At 68.7% G+C, this 17,814-nt stretch carries 14 protein-coding genes; 6 read left to right on the top strand and 8 right to left on the bottom strand.

The window, feature by feature from the left end:
* Positions 1-4: 4 nt before the first annotated feature.
* On the top strand, positions 5-1,480 hold the full coding sequence (gene rpoN / locus L8H00_RS06935) for an RNA polymerase factor sigma-54 (protein WP_242096510.1): 1,476 nt from the start codon (positions 5-7) through the stop codon (positions 1,478-1,480).
* 249 nt (positions 1,481-1,729) lie between these two features.
* Entirely contained in the window at positions 1,730-2,548 is an 819-nt protein-coding gene (locus L8H00_RS06930; RefSeq protein ID WP_242096509.1) for a hypothetical protein, read from the top strand.
* 33 nt (positions 2,549-2,581) lie between these two features.
* Here the strand turns inward: L8H00_RS06930 and L8H00_RS06925 are convergent, their stop codons facing one another.
* From L8H00_RS06925 to L8H00_RS06915, 3 genes are all read right to left on the bottom strand, one after another.
* A complete protein-coding gene (locus L8H00_RS06925) occupies positions 2,582-4,213 on the bottom strand; it encodes a peptidase S10 (RefSeq protein WP_242096703.1) in 1,632 nt (543 codons plus the stop codon).
* Between the two features lie 232 nt (positions 4,214-4,445).
* Entirely contained in the window at positions 4,446-5,444 is a 999-nt protein-coding gene (locus tag L8H00_RS06920) for a ligase-associated DNA damage response exonuclease (protein WP_242096702.1), read from the bottom strand.
* A 29-nt stretch (positions 5,445-5,473) separates the two neighbouring features.
* Positions 5,474-6,058: a hypothetical protein gene (locus tag L8H00_RS06915; protein ID WP_242096508.1), complete on the bottom strand. Its 585-nt coding sequence runs from the start codon at positions 6,056-6,058 to the stop codon at positions 5,474-5,476.
* 55 nt (positions 6,059-6,113) lie between these two features.
* Here L8H00_RS06915 and L8H00_RS06910 point away from each other — a divergent pair, with 55 nt between their 5' ends.
* The 3 genes from L8H00_RS06910 to L8H00_RS06900 are packed head-to-tail and all read left to right on the top strand — an operon-like array spanning position 6,114 to position 10,983.
* Positions 6,114-8,537 (top strand): ligase-associated DNA damage response DEXH box helicase, encoded by a 2,424-nt coding sequence (locus L8H00_RS06910; protein WP_242096507.1) that lies wholly within the window; start codon positions 6,114-6,116, stop codon positions 8,535-8,537.
* 45 nt (positions 8,538-8,582) lie between these two features.
* Positions 8,583-9,530 carry an aspartyl protease family protein gene (locus tag L8H00_RS06905; protein WP_242096506.1) on the top strand — a complete coding sequence of 316 codons (948 nt, stop codon included), beginning with the start codon at positions 8,583-8,585 and terminating at the stop codon, positions 9,528-9,530.
* A gap of 58 nt (positions 9,531-9,588) precedes the next feature.
* Entirely contained in the window at positions 9,589-10,983 is a 1,395-nt protein-coding gene (locus L8H00_RS06900) for a M20/M25/M40 family metallo-hydrolase (RefSeq protein ID WP_242096505.1), read from the top strand.
* 35 nt (positions 10,984-11,018) lie between these two features.
* Here L8H00_RS06900 and L8H00_RS06895 read toward each other — a convergent pair whose 3' ends face one another.
* Positions 11,019-12,902, bottom strand: coding sequence for a potassium transporter Kup (locus L8H00_RS06895; protein ID WP_242096701.1), 1,884 nt, complete (start codon positions 12,900-12,902; stop codon positions 11,019-11,021).
* 190 nt (positions 12,903-13,092) lie between these two features.
* Here L8H00_RS06895 and pdeM point away from each other — a divergent pair, with 190 nt between their 5' ends.
* Positions 13,093-13,755, top strand: coding sequence for a ligase-associated DNA damage response endonuclease PdeM (pdeM, locus tag L8H00_RS06890; RefSeq protein ID WP_242096700.1), 663 nt, complete (start codon positions 13,093-13,095; stop codon positions 13,753-13,755).
* A gap of 22 nt (positions 13,756-13,777) precedes the next feature.
* Here the strand turns inward: pdeM and msrA are convergent, their stop codons facing one another.
* The 4 genes from msrA to pabB all read right to left on the bottom strand — a co-directional run bounded on the left by msrA (position 13,778) and on the right by pabB (position 17,745).
* Positions 13,778-14,437, bottom strand: coding sequence for a peptide-methionine (S)-S-oxide reductase MsrA (gene msrA / locus L8H00_RS06885; RefSeq protein ID WP_242096699.1), 660 nt, complete (start codon positions 14,435-14,437; stop codon positions 13,778-13,780).
* Positions 14,438-14,475: 38 nt separating this feature from the next.
* The gene (locus tag L8H00_RS06880) at positions 14,476-14,622 is read right to left on the bottom strand and encodes a hypothetical protein (protein ID WP_242096504.1); all 147 of its coding nucleotides are present in this window, start codon (positions 14,620-14,622) and stop codon (positions 14,476-14,478) included.
* Positions 14,623-14,769: 147 nt separating this feature from the next.
* Positions 14,770-15,969 (bottom strand): pyridoxal phosphate-dependent aminotransferase, encoded by a 1,200-nt coding sequence (locus L8H00_RS06875; protein WP_242096503.1) that lies wholly within the window; start codon positions 15,967-15,969, stop codon positions 14,770-14,772.
* A 48-nt stretch (positions 15,970-16,017) separates the two neighbouring features.
* Positions 16,018-17,745: an aminodeoxychorismate synthase component I gene (gene pabB, locus L8H00_RS06870; protein ID WP_242096502.1), complete on the bottom strand. Its 1,728-nt coding sequence runs from the start codon at positions 17,743-17,745 to the stop codon at positions 16,018-16,020.
* Positions 17,746-17,814: the final 69 nt, after the last annotated feature.

Raw genomic sequence — 17,814 nt, 5'->3', positions numbered from 1 at the left:
CACGATGAGCCTCGCCCCCCGCCTCGACCTGCGCCAGTCGCAATCGCTGGTGATGACGCCGCAATTGCAGCAGGCGATCAAGCTGCTGGCGCTGTCCAACCTCGAGATCGAGGGCTTTCTCGCCGAGGAGATCGAGCGCAACCCGCTGCTCGAGGCGGCGAACGAGGGCGAGGCGCCCGAACGCAAGCCCGAACGCGACGAGCCGCCGAGCGCCGACGAGCTGGTGGCGGGCACCGCCGCCGAGCCGCTCGACGTCGATTACGCCACCGAAAGCCATCATCAGGACAGCGTGGCGGATGGCGGCGCCGGGATCGACGGCGGCCTGTCGATGACCGGCAGCAGCGGCGGGACGGGCGGCGGCAGCGAGGACGGCCCCGATCTCGACGCCTTCGCCGCGGCGGCCGCCAATCTGGCCGATCATCTGATGGCGCAGGCGGGATCGGTGCTGGACGGCGCCGATCTGGCGATCGCCGCGCATCTGATCGACCAGATCGACGAGGCGGGCTATCTGGGCGTCCCGCTGCTGGAGGTCGCCGGCCGGCTGGGCGTGCCGCTCGCCCGCGCCGAGGCGGTGCTCGCCACGATCCAGACCTTCGATCCGACCGGCGTCGGCGCGCGCGATCTCGCCGAATGCCTGGCGCTGCAGGCGAAGGAGGCGGACCGCTACGATCCCTGCATGGCCAAGCTGATCGACCATCTGGAGCTGCTCGCGCGCGGCGAGCTCGGCCGGCTGAAGCGGATGTGCCAGGTGGATGACGAGGACATGGCCGACATGATCCGCGAGCTGCGCGGTTACGATCCCAAGCCCGGGCTGCGCTTCGGCGGCGAACCCGCGCAGGCGGTGGTGCCCGACCTGTTCGTCGCGCGTACCAAAGGCGGCTGGGCGATCGAGATCAACTCCGCCACGCTGCCGCGCGTGCTCGTCAACCGCAGCTATTATGCCGAGCTGAGCCACGGGCCGCAGGACAAGGCGTCCAAGGCGTGGCTGTCCGACGCGCTGGCCAGCGCGAACTGGCTGGTGAAGGCGCTCGACCAGCGCCAGCGCACGATCATCAAGGTCGCGACCGAGATCGTGAAGCAGCAACAGGCGTTCTTCGAACAGGGCGTCGCGCATCTCCGCCCGCTGACGCTCGCGCGCGTGGCCGAGGCGATCGGGATGCACGAATCGACCGTCAGCCGGGTGACGAGCAACAAATATCTGTCCTGCGCGCGCGGGCTCTACGAGCTGAAATATTTCTTCACCAGCGCGATCCAGGCGGCGGACGGCGGCGAGGCGGTGTCGGCGGAGGCGGTGAAGAACGCGATTCGCGGCCTGATCGCGAACGAGGGCGCGACGATCCTGTCGGACGACACGTTGGTCGAACTGCTGAACGCCAAGGGCTTCGACATCGCGCGGCGCACCGTCGCCAAATACCGCGAGGCGATCGGCATCGGCAGCTCGGTGCAGCGACGCCGGGCGCGGGCGCTGGAGGGGGCGTGAGGGGACAGGGGAGGCATTTTCGACGAACGTCGATCGGGCGGTGGCATCCATCTAGACCGGGATGACGTTGCCTTGATCCACTCTCTCAATCCGTTCGTGCTGAGCTTGTCGAAGCACCTGCCCCGCGCCCGAGCCTATGCATGCGGTACAGGCCCCCTTCGGCGGAGCTCAGGACAGGCTTCGACGAACTCAGGGCGAACGGATCGAAGTGACGTCATCGAACGCTGAGGGGTGCGGACAGGAGATGCCATGTTATACGCGTTGATGGCCATGGTTGCGCAACTGCCAGTGCCGACGGCCCCCGGCGCTCCGCCGCTGCCACCCCTTCACGGCGGTCGGGCGGAGATGACGTGTCCCGTCGGCGGCGCCAGATTCGAGGCCGTCACCACACCGGTCTATTCGACCATGGGGCGTCGGCCGGACGAGAAGCCCTATTCCGACGTACCATTTCCGCGCCCGATCGCCGAGTGTCCGGACAACGGGCTGGTCATTTTCGCCGATTATTCGCCGGATGAAATCCGCCAGCTCGCGACGTGGATCGCCACGCCGACGTACCAGACCATGCGCAGCACCGAGTCTCCCTTCTACCGGGCCTATTGGCTCGCGGTTAAAGTCGGCCGTCCCATGGCCGATGCGCTGGAGCTGCTGTTGCCCGCGATCTGGCAGGCCAAGCAGCTGGACGGGGATGATCGCCGCCGCCCCAAAACGACGCGGTACCAAAATGTCTTCATCGACGGCGTCGAGAAGATGCCGGCCGAGGTGCCTCCGGACGATCGGCTATGGCTGCAAGAGCAGGCGGCCAACGCCCTTCGGGAAATGGGCAAATGGGCGGCCGCCGATAAGATGCTTGCGCTGGCCGGAACGCTCGTTCCGCAGACCACGCGGCCCGCGCTCGCCATATATTTCAAGCGTCTCAATGTCGTGATCGCGCGCCACGATCCGAGTGACGAACCGCTCGACATGATACCGGACGTTCAAGCGGCATTGATCTGCAAGCGGAAGAAACCCGCCACTCCCTTCGAGGTGGCTTATTGTGCCAAGCCGGAGATCGCGAAGATCTACCAATAGGCGGCCGCTACCCCCGAAGGGAGACGCCCGCCCTCAGTTCGGCGTCTGCCCCGATGGCGGCGCGGCCGACAGGCTCGCGCCGTGCGGTGGCGTCGGGCTCTTCGCCTCGCCCACCGCCTGATCGTACCAGCGCGACAGATCCGCCTTCATCGCGCGCAGCGCCTCGGGGTTGAGATACGCCATATGGCCCGACGGATAATAGCGGAACTGGAGGTTCCGCTGCTGCGCCGGCTCCAGCATCATATGGCCGAGATCGTTCTCGGTACCGAAGAACGGCGTCGCCATGTCGAACCAGCCGTTCAGCGACAGGACGTTGAGATAGGGGTTCTCGCGCATCGCCGCCGCCAGATCGACCGCGGTGTTCGGGTTGTTCTGCTGGCCGCCGCGGCCCGGCGCCTCGTGCTTCCAGTTCCACGTCCAGCCCGGCGCATCGCGCGCGCTGAGGCGATAGGGCATCTCGGTCTTGTAGCCGAGCGTATGGGTCACATAATCGTTGAACGTGGCGATGAACGCGCCCGAGATCGCGGTGTCGGACGCGTCCGTCTCGGGCCGCTCGCCCGCGGCATCGACGTCGACGCCGGTGTAGCGCGAATCGAACCGGCCGATCGTCAGCCGCCGGTCGCGCAGCAGCTCCTTCTGGAAGCGCGCGAGATCGATGCGCAGGTTGGATCGCTTGATGAAGTCGGGCGAGATGCCGATCAGCTGGCTCATCTGCTGCGCCACCGTATCGCGTTCGGCGTCCGGGATGGTCTGCCCCTTGGCGAGCGCGGCGGCATAGGGGCCGGTGGCAAACGCGCGCGCCTGCGCCACGATCGTCGCCACGTCGGCCGGCCGGTTGGGTATGCGGTTGTGATACCAGGCGGTCGCCGCATAGCTCGGCAGATAGTTCAGATACACCTCGTCGAGGCCGGGCTGGCGATAGCCATAGTTCATGATCGACGAGAGCAGCACGACGCCGTTCAGCGCCATACCGCGATCCTGCAGCTGATAGGCGAGCGCGCCCGATCGCGTGGTGCCATAGCTTTCGCCGAACAGGAATTTGGGGCTGTTCCACCGGCCATAGCGCGTGGCGTAGCGCAGGATTCCGCGCGCGAAGGCATCGGCATCCTCGTCGGTGCCGTAGAAGGCCGACGGCTTGGTATCGCCGAGCGGCCGCGAATAGCCGGTGCCGATCGCGTCGAGGAACACCATGTCGGTCTTGTCGAGCAGCGTGTCGGGATTGGGCCCGAAGTCATAGGGCGCGGGCTTGATATATTCGGGGTTGGCGGTGCGCAGCCGGACGGGCGCGAACGATCCCATGTGCAGCCAGAAGCTGGGGCTGCCGGGGCCGCCATTGTAGAAGAAGGTGATCGGCCGCTTCGTGCCGGGCTTGGTGCCGTCGAGCGTATAGGCGGTGTAGAACATGCTCGCATTGGGCTTGCCCTCCGCATCGCGCAGCGTGAGCGTGCCGGCGGTCGCGGTGTAGGGCAGGGTCCGCCCGCCCACGGTCACGCTGTCGCGGTGGGTGAAGGCCTGTTCGGCGACGGGCGGGTTCGCGGTGCCCGCCTCGGCCTCGGCCTTCATCCGCTCGGCGTTGCTCTCGGCCGGCTTCTCGCGCTTGGGCGCATCCTGCGCGGGTGACGTGGAGGAAAGGGCAAGGAGCAGCAGCGCGGCGAGCTTGGGCATGGAGGGCACGGAAATTCCTCGGGAATTGGCGATGCCCGCATCATTGCGACAAGCCGGCGGCCACGCAAGGCCTGTCCTACAGCCGGGGTTCGTGAAAGGGTCGCGACGCTCTTTGACCCGTCAATCGTCTCGATCCGTTCGCGCCGCGCAAGCGGCCGTCCGTCGGAGACGTGCACGCGAAGTGGAAACACGCCACACGCCTCCACTTCCTCCACTTCGCAACAAAATGTCGTCAGTCGTCTTCGTCCTCGAATCCCACCAGCGCGAGCGCGCGCGCCTTGATCTGGCGAGTCATGCACCAGTGGATCAGCGCATCCTCGCGGCCATGCGTCACCCAGACTTCCCGGGGCGCGATCTCGGTGAGCGTCGTGGTCAGTTCGTCCCAGTCGGCATGGTCGGACAGGATCAGCGGCAGCTCGACCAGCTTCTGCCGGGCGCGCTGGCGCACCCGCATCCAGCCGCTGGCCATCGCGGTGATCGGATCGGGCAGCCGCCGCGACCAGCGATCGTTGAGCGCGCCGGGCGGGCACATCACGACATGCCCCGCCATCTCCGCCTTGGCGGCGTCCGCCACGGGGCGCAGCGCGCCCAGCCGCACGCCGTGATCGGCATAGAGATCGCAAAGCCGTTGCAGTGCGCCGTGGAGGAAGATCGGCGCTTCGTGGCCCCGTTCGCGCAGTTCGGCGATCACCCGCTGCGCCTTGCCCAGCGCATAGGCGCCGACCAGCACGCAGCGATCGGGATTGGCGTGGAGCGCGGCGATCAGCTTGTCGATCTCGTCGCCCGTGTCGGGATGGCGGAACACCGGCAGCCCGAACGTCGCCTCGGTGACGAACACGTCGCAGGCGACCGGCTGGAACGGCGTGCAGGTCGGGTCCGCCCGGCGCTTGTAATCGCCCGACACCACGACGCGTTCGCCGCGGTGGTCGAGCACGATCTGCGCGGAGCCCAGCACATGGCCGGCGGGCACGAAGCCCACCTCGACGTCCCCCATCCGCATCGTCTCGCCATAGGCGACCGGGTGCCCCGCCTGCGGCCCGTAGCGCGCCTCCATGATCGCGAGCGTCTCGGGCGTCGCCCAGACCGCCTCGTGCCCGCCGCGCGCGTGATCCGCATGGCCGTGCGTGACCAGCGCGCGTGCCGAGGGGATGGAGGGATCGATCCACGCATCGGCCGGCTTCACATAGATGCCGTGCGGATGGGGTTCGAGCCAGTCGCCGAGTTTCGCCATGAGGGGATTACGCACGAGGACGCGAAAGGCTACCGCCCGACCCGGATGCTGGCGAGGATCGCATCCATCCGCGCCGCCGTGGCGGCCTGGCCGGGCGCGCTCCGCGGCAGCGGCTCCGCGGCGGTGACGGCATAGGTCACGCGGTCGATCGCGTAGCAGGCGCCGTCCACCACCGTGCGCATATCGGTGGCGGTGATCTGCTGGCTCATCCCCGCATCGCCGTTGCGGTACGCGGTCCAGCGATGGCCGCCGAGCATCCGGTTGGGCAGCCGCTTGCCGCTGGGGCCGAGCGCGCCTGTGGTGCCGCAGTGTGCGACGACGCCGGGATGGCGGCTCATGCCCAGCTGCACCAGCTCGGTGACCATGCCTTCTCCGCGCGCGGGCCGCGCATCCTGGGCGAAGCGGACGATCCCGGTGCCGGGCCCGACGGGGGCGCCGTCCCAGGACAGGCGCCAGCCCGCCGTCATCAGCGACTTGCCCGAAAAGTCGGTCGTCGGCCGCAACGTCGCGGGATAGGTCAGGTGGACGAGGCCGCCGGCGCCGACGAACGTGCGGGGTGCCGGCGCGGCGGCGATCGCGAGCAGGGGCAGCAACGGGGCAAAGCGGATCGGCATCACTCTCTCCTCGCTCCATGGCGGAGCGTGCGTATCCATCCCATATGCGATCCCGATGCGTGAACCCGTCATGACCGATCTGCCCCCGATCCTGGAGACGTGGTTCGCGGGCCGCGGCTGGCAGCCGCGCCGCCACCAGCGCGACATGCTGGTGGAAGGCCGCGCGGGCCACCACGCGCTGCTGGTCGCGACGACGGGCGCGGGCAAGACGCTCGCCGGCTTCCTGGCGACCCTGGTCGAATTGATCGAGGCACCCAGCCAGGGGCTCCACACGCTCTACGTCTCGCCGCTGAAGGCGCTGGCGGTGGATATCCAGCGCAACCTGCTGGGGCCGATCGAGGAGATGGGGCTCGACATCCGCGTCGAGACGCGCACCGGCGACACCCCGTCCGATCGCAAGGCGCGCCAGCGCGTCCGGCCGCCGCAGATCCTGCTGACCACGCCCGAATCGCTGTCGCTGCTGCTCAGCTATCCGGACAGCATGACGATGTTCGAGGGGCTGCGCACCATCGTCGTCGACGAGGTCCATGCCTTTGCCACCGGCAAGCGCGGCGACCTGCTCTCGCTGTGCATGGCGCGCCTGCAGCGGATCGCCCCCGCCATGCGGCGCGTGGCGCTGTCGGCCACGGTCGCGGATGCCGATGGCTATCGCGCCTGGCTGGCGCCCGACGGCGATATCGACGCCGTCGCGCTGGTGCGCGGCGAGCCGGGCGCGGATCCCGACATCGCGATCCTGCTGCCCGAAGGGCGCGTGCCCTGGTCGGGCCATTCGGGCCGCTATGCCGCCGAACAGGTGATGGCCGAGATCGAGACCCACCGCACCACGATCGTCTTCTGCAACACGCGTAGCTTGGCCGAGCTGATCTTCCAGGATCTGTGGAAGGTCAACGCGATGAACCTGCCGATCGGCGTCCACCATGGCAGCCTGGCGCTGGAGGCGCGGCGCAAGGTGGAGGGCGCGATGGCGGACGGGCGGCTGCGTGCGCTCGTCGCCACCGCCAGCCTGGATCTGGGCGTCGACTGGGGCGATGTCGATTGCGTGATCCAGATGGGCGCGCCCAAGGGTTCGTCGCGCCTGCTCCAGCGAATCGGCCGCGCCAACCACCGGCTCGACGAGGCGTCGGAGGCGATCCTCGTGCCCGGCAACCGCTTCGAATATCTGGAAGCGCGCGCCGCGCTGGATGCGGTGGAGGCGGGCGAGCTGGATCCCGACCTGTTCCGCCCCGGCGCGCTCGACGTGCTGGCGCAGCATGTGATGGCCTGCGCCTGTGCCGCGCCGTTCCGCGAGGCGGATCTGCTGGGCGAGGTGCGCTCGGCGCTGCCCTATTCGGCGCTGACCGCCGAAACCTTCGCCCGCGTGCTCGGCTTCATCGCGGATGGCGGCTATAGCCTGAAGGCCTATGACCGGTTCAAGCGGCTGACGCAGGAGGCGGACGGGACGTGGCGGATCAGCCATCCGCGCTTCACCACGCAGCACCGCCTCAACGCCGGGATCATCGTCGAGGCCACGATGCTGACGGTGCGCTTCCGCAACGGCCGCGCGCTCGGCAAGGTGGAGGAGGGCTTCGCCGCCACCCTGGCGCCGGGCGACACCTTCTTCTTCGCCGGCCTCAGCCTCGAGGTCGAGAAGATGGATACCGAGGATCTGGTGGTGCGCGCGACCGCGAAGCCCGCGCGCATCCCCACCTATGGCGGATCGCGCATGCCGCTTTCCACCAATCTGGCGGACCGCGTCCGTGGGTTCCTGGCGGATGGTTCGCAATGGGCGCGCTTTCCCGACGACGTTCGCGAATGGCTCGAATTCCAGCGCGCGCGGTCGGTGCTGCCGCAGCCGGGGCAGCTGCTGGTCGAGACCTTCCCGCGCGAGGGGCGCCATTACATGGTGGCGTACAGCTTCGAGGGGTGGAACGCGCACCAGTCGCTCGGCATGCTCGTCACCCGGCGGATGGAGACGCTGGGGCTGAAGCCTTTGGGGTTCGTCTCGAACGACTATGCCTTGGCCACCTATTCGATCGAGAAGGTCACCGATCCGGCGGCGCTCTTTTCCGCCGACATCCTCGAACATGAATTCGTCGACTGGGTGCAGCAATCCGCCCTGCTGAAGCGGGCCTTTCGCGAGGTGGCGGTGATCGGCGGCCTGGTCGAGCGCCAGCACCCCGGCAAGCGCAAGACCGGGCGGCAGGTGACCTTCTCGACCGACCTGATCTACGACGTGCTGCGCCGCTACGAACCGGGGCATCTGCTGCTGGAGGCCGCCTGGGCGGATGCGCGCGCGCGGATGACGGATGTGGGGCGGCTCGCCGGCCTGCTCGACCGCGCCGCCGAGACGATGCTGCATATCGACCTGCCGCGCGTGACCCCGCTCGCCGTCCCGGTGCTGACGCTGATCGGGCGCGAGAAGGTGGCGACGGGCACCGCCGACGACGCGCTGCTGATCGAGGCGGAAGCGCTGGCGGCCGAGGCGATGCGGCTCGATTGAGGCCGGTCCTTGCCAAGGTGCGTCGCCGGGCGCAGTCTTGCGGGCATGAAGGGGGCTCTCGCGTCGCTCGTCGCGCTGCTGGCCGCGCCGGCCGGCGCGCAGCTCAGGGTTGCCGATCCGAGCCCGGCGCCGCTGCCGCTCGCCGACGAATCGCTGCTCGCGTTCGGCACTGCGAAAACGCGGATGACGGTGCCGGTGACGATCGCCGGAAGCGGTCCATGGAATTTTGTCGTCGATACCGGCGCCGAACGCACCGTCATCGCGCGCGAGCTGGCGGGCGTGCTGGGGCTGCCGGCATCGTCCGACGTGCGGGTGACGGCGATGACGGGCACCGTCGCCGTGCCGACCGTGATCCTGCCGGCCCTGTCGACGGGCACGATCGCGCACGCCGCGATCCAGGCACCGACGCTGGCGATGCGCGATCTCGGCGCGCTGGGCCTGCTCGGGATCGACGCCTTGCAGGATCGCAGCGTTTCGATCGACTTCGACCATCAGCGCATGACGCTGCGTATGGCGCACCGGCGCGGCGGCCATGTGGCGGCGGCGGCGGACGAGATCGTCGTCGTCGCCCGGTCGCGCTTCGGCCAGCTGATCGTCACCGACGCCCGTTGCCGCGGCACGCGGATCGCCGTGGTGGTCGATACCGGTTCGCCCGTCACGATCGGCAACCCGGCCCTGCTGCGCGCGCTGGCGCATGGCGCCCGCCCCTTGGGGCCGCTTCAGCTCACCTCGGTGACGGGCGGCATGCTCGTCACGGACGCCTTCGCGCTCGACGCGCTGGAGATCGGCGGCGTGCCGCTTCGCGACGTGCGCGTGGCCGTTGCCGATGCACCGCCATTTCGCCGGTTCGGGATCGATGCGCGGCCCGCGCTGCTGCTGGGGATGGACGTGCTGCGCCTGTTCCGCACCGTGCAGATCGATTTCGCCAATCGCGAGATCCGTTTCCTGCTGCCGCGCGGGCGGATCGCGCCGCTGCCGCCGGGCCTGCGCTGAGCGGCGTTGCCAACCCACCGGTTTGGCGCTCTATTCCCCGAAACAAAGGGGAATCACGATGATCGGACGGATGTTGGCAGCGGTGGCGGCGATCGCGCTACCCGGGGTGGCGATGGCGCAGGCGCGGCCCGATCAGAAGGCGTTCTTCGGGCTCTACAAGGAGCTGGTCGAAACCAACACGACGCTGTCGTCGGGAAGCTGCACCCAGGCTGCGGCGCAGATCGCCGGGCGGCTGAAGGCAGCGGGCTTCAAGGATGGCGACATCACGCCCTTCTCGGTGCCCGATCATCCCAAGGAGGGCGGCCTGGTCGCAGTGCTGAAGGGCAGCGACGCCGGCGTGAAGCCGATGCTGCTGCTCGGCCATCTCGACGTGGTGGAGGCCAAGCGCGAGGATTGGGTGCGCGATCCGTTCAAGCTGGTCGAGGAAGGCGGCTATTATTACGGCCGCGGCACCGTGGACGACAAGGCGCAGGCCGCGATCTGGGCCGACATGCTGATCCGCTTCAAACAGGCGGGCTATGTGCCACGGCGCACGATCAAGCTGGCGCTCACCTGCGGCGAGGAGACCACCTATGCGTTCGACGGCGCGGAATGGCTGGCGAAGAACCGGCCCCAACTGATCGCCGCCGAATTCGCGTTGAACGAGGGCGGTGGCGGGCGCACCGACGACAGCGGCAAGCGCCAGTTGCTGGCGCTCCAGGTGGGCGAGAAGGCGGCGCAGAACTACACGTTCCTCGCCACCAACCCCGGCGGCCACAGCTCGGCGCCGACACCGGCCAATGCGATCTACGAACTGGCGGACGCGCTCGAGGCGGTGCGCGGCCACGAATTTCCGGTGAAGTTCACCGACACGACGCGCGCCTTCTTCACCGCCACCGCGGCGGGATCTCCCAAGCCGCTGGCCGACGCGATCCGCGCGCTGCTCGCCAATCCGAACGACAAGGCGGCCGACGCGATCGTCAGTCAGGACAAGGCGCTGCACTCGACGCTGCGGACCACCTGCGTCGCGACGCTGCTGAGCGCGGGCCATGCCGAAAACGCGTTGCCGCAGCGCGCGACCGCCAACATCAACTGCCGGATTTTCCCAGGCGAGACGGTGGAAGGCACGCTTAGCGAACTGAAGCGACTGGCGGGAACCAAGGTGACCGTCACCGCCAACCAGCCGATCCGTCCCACCGCGATCCCGCCGACGCTCGATCCCAAGATCGTGGAGCCTGCGCGGGCGGTGGCGGCGAAGCATTTCCCCGGCGTGCCGCTGCTGCCGCTGATGTCCACCGGCGCGACCGACGGCATCTTTCTCGAGACGATCGGCATCCCGGTCTATGGCGCGCCGGGCGTGTTCATCGACAAGGACATGGGCGGCATCCACGGCCTGAACGAGCGGATCCGCATCGCCTCGCTCTATGACGGACGCGACTATCTCTACGATTTGGTCAAGGCCTATGCGGGCTGACGCAGCGCGCTCCTCCCGATCGGGAGGAGCGTTTCCTAAACGGTGACCTGCTCGCCGAGTTCCAGCACCTTGCCGGGGGGGATGTGGAGGAATTCGGTCGGGTCGCTGGCGTTACGCTGGAGGAACATGAACAGCCGGTCCTGCCAGGGCGGCATGCCCTTTTCCGCATCGGGTTTGATCGTGCTGCGGCCGATGAAATAGGAGGTCTTCATCGGATCGAGCTCCTTGCGCACCGCTTTTGCGCCGAGGCCCAGGTCGCGCGGCACGTCGGGCGATTCCATGAAGCCGTAGGTGAGCACGATCACCGAGAAATTGTCGTCGATCCGCTCCGCCCGGCCGCGATCCTCGGGCGGCACGATCGGGCGATCGGTGGTGCGCACGCTGACGATCAGGTTGCGCGCGTGAAGCACCTTGTTGTGCTTCAGATTGTGGAGCAGCGCGCCCGGTGCCGCGGTGGGGTTGCCGGTCAGGAACACCGCGGTTCCCTCGACGCGCTCCGGCGGGCGCTTGGCGAGCGCGGCGGCAAGGTCGACGAGCGGGATGCTCTGCCCGCGTTCGAACGCGCCGACGATCCCGCGCCCGCGCACCCAGGTGTAGATCACCAGACCGATCGCGGCGGCCACCACCAGCGGCACCCAGCCGCCCTCCACCACGCGCAGGATGTTGGCGCCGAAGAAGACGAGGTCGAGCAGCAGGAACGGCAGGATCACCGCGATGGCGAGCGGTCGCGACCAGCTCCAGCGATGCCGCACGACGACATAGGCGAGGCAGGTGGTGATGACCATCGTGCCCGTCACCGCGATACCGTACGCCGCCGCCATCGCCGACGAGGTCCGGAACTGAACGACCAGCACCAGCACGCCGATCATCAGCAGCCAGTTGATCGCGGGCAGATAGATCTGCCCCGAGCTCGTCGCCGAGGTGTTGCGGATGCGCAGACGGGGCAGAAGGCCGAGCTGGATCGCCTGCTGCGTCAGCGAATAGGCACCGGTGATGACCGCCTGGCTGGCGATGATCGTGGCGAAGCCCGCCAAGACGATCAGCCCGGCGCGCACCGGCTCGGGCGCCATCAGGAAGAACCAGCTCTGGTTGACGAACGGCACATGCGCCGCATGGGCCTTTTCCAGCGCCGACAGAGCGAAGGCGCCCTGGCCGAGATAGTTGAGCACCAGCGCCGGCGCGACGAGGAAGAACCAGCCGATGCGGATCGGCTTGATCCCGAAATGCCCCATATCGGCGGTGAGCGCCTCGGCGCCCGTCACCGTGAGGAACACCGCGCCCAGCACGAACAGCCCGGTGACGCCGTGCGTCATCAGCAGGCTGATGCCATAGGTGGGGCTGAGCACGCGGAAGATCGAAAGCTCGTCGGCGATGTGCCACAGGCCGAGGCCGCCGATCGTGAGGAACCACAGGATGCAGATCGGGCCGAACAGCTTGGCGATGTCCGCGGTGCCGCGCGCCTGGATCATGAACAGCGCGACGAGGATGACGATCGTCACCGCAAGCACCGTATTCTGGTCGAAGAACGCCGCGGTGGACGGGATCGTCTGCATCCCCTCGACCGCCGATAGCACTGAGAGCGCGGGGGTGATGATCGCATCGCCGTAAAACAGCGCCGCGCCCGCGGCGCCCAGCAGCAGCGCCGTGCGCGACCGCCAGCCGAGCGCCCGCCTGGCCAGCGCGGTGAGCGCCAGCACGCCGCCCTCGCCCTGGTTGTCGGCGCGCATCAGGAACAGCACATATTTGACGGTGACGACGAGGAAGAGCGCCCAGAGCGCGAGGCTCAGCACGCCCAGGATCTCGGACGGATCGATGCCGTCGCCCGCCGCCGGCGTCAGCGCGTCGCGAAACGCATAGAGCGGGCTGGTGCCGATATCGCCGAACACCACGCCGATCGCCCCGATCGTGAGCGCGCGCATGCCCGGATGCCGGTCGTCCGACAGATCGCCGACATGTTCGGCGGGCGCTTGATCGATCGAGACGGCAGACATGGCGGGCAGGACCCCGAGAGCGGACGGCGCGCTGTACGCCGATTGTTACGGCATGCAACGGGAATCGCTGCTCGTCGGCGGGCTTGCCTCGGGCCGGTTACGGCGTCATGGCGGCGCAATGGTTCCCTTTTCGTTCGGCGGACATGATTTCCTCGCGCTGGGGCAGGGCGCGCTGTTCTGGCCCGCGCGTGCCGCGCTGCTGGTGGCGGACCTGCATTTCGAGAAGGCGAGCTGGTTCGCGCGCGGCGGGCAGATGCTGCCGCCCTATGATTCGATCGCCACGCTCGCGGATCTGTCGGCGCTGGCGGCGGCGAGCGGCGCGCGCGAGATCTGGTGCTTGGGCGACAGTTTCCACGACGTCGACGGTTGCACGCGCCTGCCCGAACGCGCGCGGGCGATGCTGCGCACGCTGACGCAGGCCATGCGCTGGACGTGGATCACCGGCAATCACGATCCGGCGATCGTCGATCGCTGCGGCGGAGCGGTGGTGGACGAAGCGGTCGTCGACGGGATCGTGCTGCGCCACGAGGCGGATCCCGCCGAGCCGCGGCCCGAGATGTCGGGGCATTTCCACCCCAAGCTGCGGCTGCGCGTGCGCGGCAAGCCGGTGGCGCGGCGCTGCTATGTGGCCACCGACACCAAGCTGATCCTACCGGCGTTCGGCGCGCTGACCGGCGGGCTCGACGCGGATCATCCCGCGATCGTGCGCGCGGTGGGGCCGAAGGCGCAGGCGCTGATACCGGTCGAGACGCGGATGCTGCGCTTTCCGCTCGCGGCCTGATCGCGGCCGGCGCGACGACCGCCTATTTGGCGAGTGCGGGGTAGGCGGCCTTGAACGCCGCGACCATCGGCTTGTCCCACATCACGATATAGGGATAGGTCGGGTTGCGGTCATAGAAATTCTGGTGATATGCCTCGGCGGGATAGAAGCCGCCGGTCTCGATCCGGGTGACGATCGGCTTGGGATAGGCATGCGCCGCGCCGATCTGCGCGATATAAGCACGGGCCACTCGCGCCTGATCGGGCGTCTGCGGAAAGATCGCCGAGCGATAGCTGGTGCCGCTGTCGGGGCCCTGCCGGTTCAGCTCGGTCGGATCGTGCGCGATCGAGAAATAGACGCGGAGCAGCGTGGCATAGCTCACCTGACGCGGATCATAGGTGATGCGGATCGCCTCGGCATGGCGCGTCGTTTCGCTGGAGACCATGTCGTAGGTCGCGGTGCCCGCGCTCCCACCGGCATAGCCCGCGGTGACCGCGTGCACGCCCTTCACCCGCTCGAACACCGCCTCCATGCCCCAGAAACAGCCGCCGGCCAGCACCGCGGTCTGCAGTCCCGCAGCGGCCGGCACGTCGGCTTTGGCGACTGGGATCGGCACCGCGCTTTCAGCGCGCGCCGCGCCGGTCTGAAGGGCGAGCGCGCCGAAGGCGACGGTGGCAAGGGCTGCGATGGCGATGCGGGTCATGTTCATGATATAATGCGCTTTTCCGCCGAACCAAGCGGTCAGCGCTGGCCGTGGAACGTGGGAATGAAGTGGCCCGCCAGCGCGTGGCGCGCATCGGTCGGCTCCAACGTGACGAGCCCCACCGCGCCGAGCGCGAAGCCGATGGCGAACTGCCACAGGAAACTGGATTTCACGATGCTGCGCATGCCGTGTCCTAACGAGGGTGGCGGACGCGGATGGTCCCGCGCACGCCGAAGCTACGGGCGAGCCATCGGATCGATGCACCGCGCCTGCAATCGCGTTTCTAGAAACGCTGGATTAACGCTCGGTGGACGGCAGCATGACGGATGCGTTCACCGCAGAGCGGCGCACGCATCCTGGATCCGGGTGCATGCCTCGGTCAGCAGCGCGTCCGACGTGGCATAGCTGATCCGCATCGCGGGGCTGAGCCCGAACGCCGTGCCCTGCACCGCCGCCACCTTCGCATCGTCGAGCAGATAGCCGACGAACGCCTCGTCGCTATCGATCGTGCGGCCGTTCGGCGTCGTCTTGCCGATCAGTTCGGGGAAGGAGGGATACACGTAGAACGCGCCTTCCGGCGTCGGGCAGTGCATGCCGGGGATCGCGTTGAGCATGCCGACGACCAGATCGCGCCGCACCTGGAACGCAGCGGCGCGCTCCTTCAGGAACGACTGGTCGCCGTTGAGCGCGGCGACGGCGGCGGCCTGCGCGATCGAGCAGGGGTTGGATGTGGATTGCGACTGGAGCTTGGCCATCGCCTGGATCAGCCAGGGCGCGCCCCCGGCAAAGCCGATCCGCCAGCCGGTCATCGCATAGGCCTTGGAACAACCGTTCACCGTCAGCGTGCGATCGTACAGATCCGGGCAGACATCAGCGATCGTCGCGAAGCGGAAGCCGTCATAGGTGATGTGCTCGTACATGTCGTCGGCGAACACCCAGACATGGGGGTGGCGCGCGAACACCTCGCCCAGTGCCTTCAGCTCGTCGACCGTGTACGCCGCCCCGGTCGGGTTGGAGGGCGAATTGAGGATCACCCATTTCGTCCTGGGGGTGATCGCCGCGTCGAGCGCCTCGGGCGTCAGCTTGTAGGCCGCCTCGGGGCCGCAGGGCACGATCACCGGCACGCCGCCGGCGAACTGCACCACGTCCGGATAGCTGACCCAATAGGGCGCGGGGATCACCACCTCGTCACCGGCATCGATCGTGGCAACCATCGCGTTGAACAGCGTGTGCTTGCCGCCGACGTTCACGCTGATCTGGTTCATGCCGTAGATCAGCTGGTTGTCGCGTGCGAACTTCTCGACGATCGCCGATTTCAGCTCGGGCGTGCCGTCGACATTGGTGTATTTCGTCTTGCCGTCGCGGATCGCCTTGATCGCTGCGTCCTTGATGAAATCGGGCGTATCGAAATCGGGCTCGCCCGCGCCCAGGCCGATCACGTCGACGCCCTTGCGCTTCAGCTCGAAGACGCGCGCGGTGATCGCGAGCGTGGGCGACGGGCTGATGCGATCGAGCGCGGCGGAAGCGTGCATGGGCAGGGCCTTTCCCTTGGAGGCGCGTCGCCTATGCCCGGCGTGGCCCTAGTGCGCAACCGCCAGCACGGCGGGGATCAGCCCGCGCACCGCATTGCCGACGAAGAAGCCGTCCGCCAGATCCGCCGCGCGCACCTGGCCCTCCACCGCGCGCCCGGCCGCGATCAGCTCGGCACGCAGCACGCCGGGCAACAGCCCGTGGGCGAGCGGGGGCGTGACGAGCCTGTCGCCGCGCGGCACGAAGAGCGACGTAAAGCTGCCTTCGCTCAACAAACCGTCCGTTTCGAACACCACCTCGAACGTGCCGGCGGCGATCCGCGCCGCGTCGTAGAAGCCGCGGTCGCTCGTCTTGTGCCGCAGGCGGATATCGGCGGCCGCGACGGGCAGCGGCACGACGGCCACCTCAACCGGCGCATCGGGAGGGACGGGAAGTGGCGCGATCTCCACGGCGATCGCGCCCGATGCGGCGAGCAGGAGGCGGACGCGGGCGGACCGGCGCAGGCGAAAGGTCGCCGCCTGAAGCTCGTTGCGCGCGGCGTGGCGATCGAAGACGAAGCCCAGCGCCTCGGCGCTGGCGCGCATCCGTGCGACATGGCGCTCGAGCAGGGCGATGCCCGCCAGCGGATCGAACGCCATCGTCTCGATCAAATCGAACCCGCGCCCGCCCGCGGTGACGAAGGCCGCCTTGGCCAGCGCCTCGTCCCATTCGGCCCCGGCGTTCGAATCGGCGACTATCCCCCCGCCGACGCCCAGCCGGACCGTGTCGCCGCGCCATTCCAGCGTGCGGATCGCCACGTTGAACCGCGCCGATCCGTCGGCATCGATCCGCCCGATCGATCCGCAATAGGCGCCGCGCGCGCGCTGCTCGACTGTGGCGATCACCTGCATCGCGCGGCGCTTGGGCGCGCCGGTGATCGATCCGCAGGGGAACAGCGCGGCGACCGCATCGCAGGCGTCGCGACCGGGCGCGAGCGTGGCGGTGACGGTCGAGGTCATCTGGTGGATGCTCGGATAGCTCTCGATGCGAAACAATTCGGGCACCGCGACGCTGCCCGGCACCGCGACGCGGGCCAGATCGTTGCGCATCAAATCGACGATCATCAGATTTTCGGCGCACTGCTTGGGATCGGCGGCGAGCGCGGCGGCGCCGTCGTCGCCGGCCACGCGGCGCAGCGTGCCCTTCATCGGGCGGCAGGTGAGCGCATCGCCCTCCAGCGCGAAGAACAGTTCGGGCGACAGCGACAACAGCCGCACCGCACCCGTGTCGACCAGCGCGGCATGCCCGGCCTTCGCCTGCCGCCGCAGCCGCGCATAGAGCGCGAGCGGATCGCCCGCATGCGGCACGGTGGCGGCAAAAGTGAGGTTCGCCTGGTAGATGTCGCCCGCCGCGATCAGCGCGAGTATCTCCACGATCCGCTCGTCATAGGCGGCGCGGTCGATGTCGGGCGCGGGCGCGCCGGCCCAGGCGCCGGCCGGATCGGGCAGCAGCGCGGCCACATCCGCCACCGGTTCGTACGTGTCGAACAGGCCGAACCACAGCAGCGGCCCGTCGCCCCGCGGCAGCGCTACGCCCTCCACGAACGCCGCGCCTGCCTCGTAGGTGAGATAGCCCGCCGCGTGCAGCCCGGCGCTTTGGCCCGTGCGCAGCGCGTCGAGCGCCGGCGCGACCGCCTCGGGTGTGTCCGCCGTGACGATTCGCACCGGCGACCGATAGAGCCGCGCCGGCGCGCCGCCATGCCAGGCATCGTCGAGGAGTACGAAAGGCGCTTCAAGCATTTGGCCGGCATGCCAGCCGCCACCGCCCCGCCGCAAGCGCCGATTGCGGCCACGTCGCCGGGTGCCTAG

Source organism: Sphingomonas sp. CROZ-RG-20F-R02-07 (assembly GCF_022662335.1).
Taxonomy (GTDB): Bacteria; Pseudomonadota; Alphaproteobacteria; order Sphingomonadales; family Sphingomonadaceae; genus Sphingomonas.
This window is presented reverse-complemented; position numbering and strand designations above follow the sequence as displayed.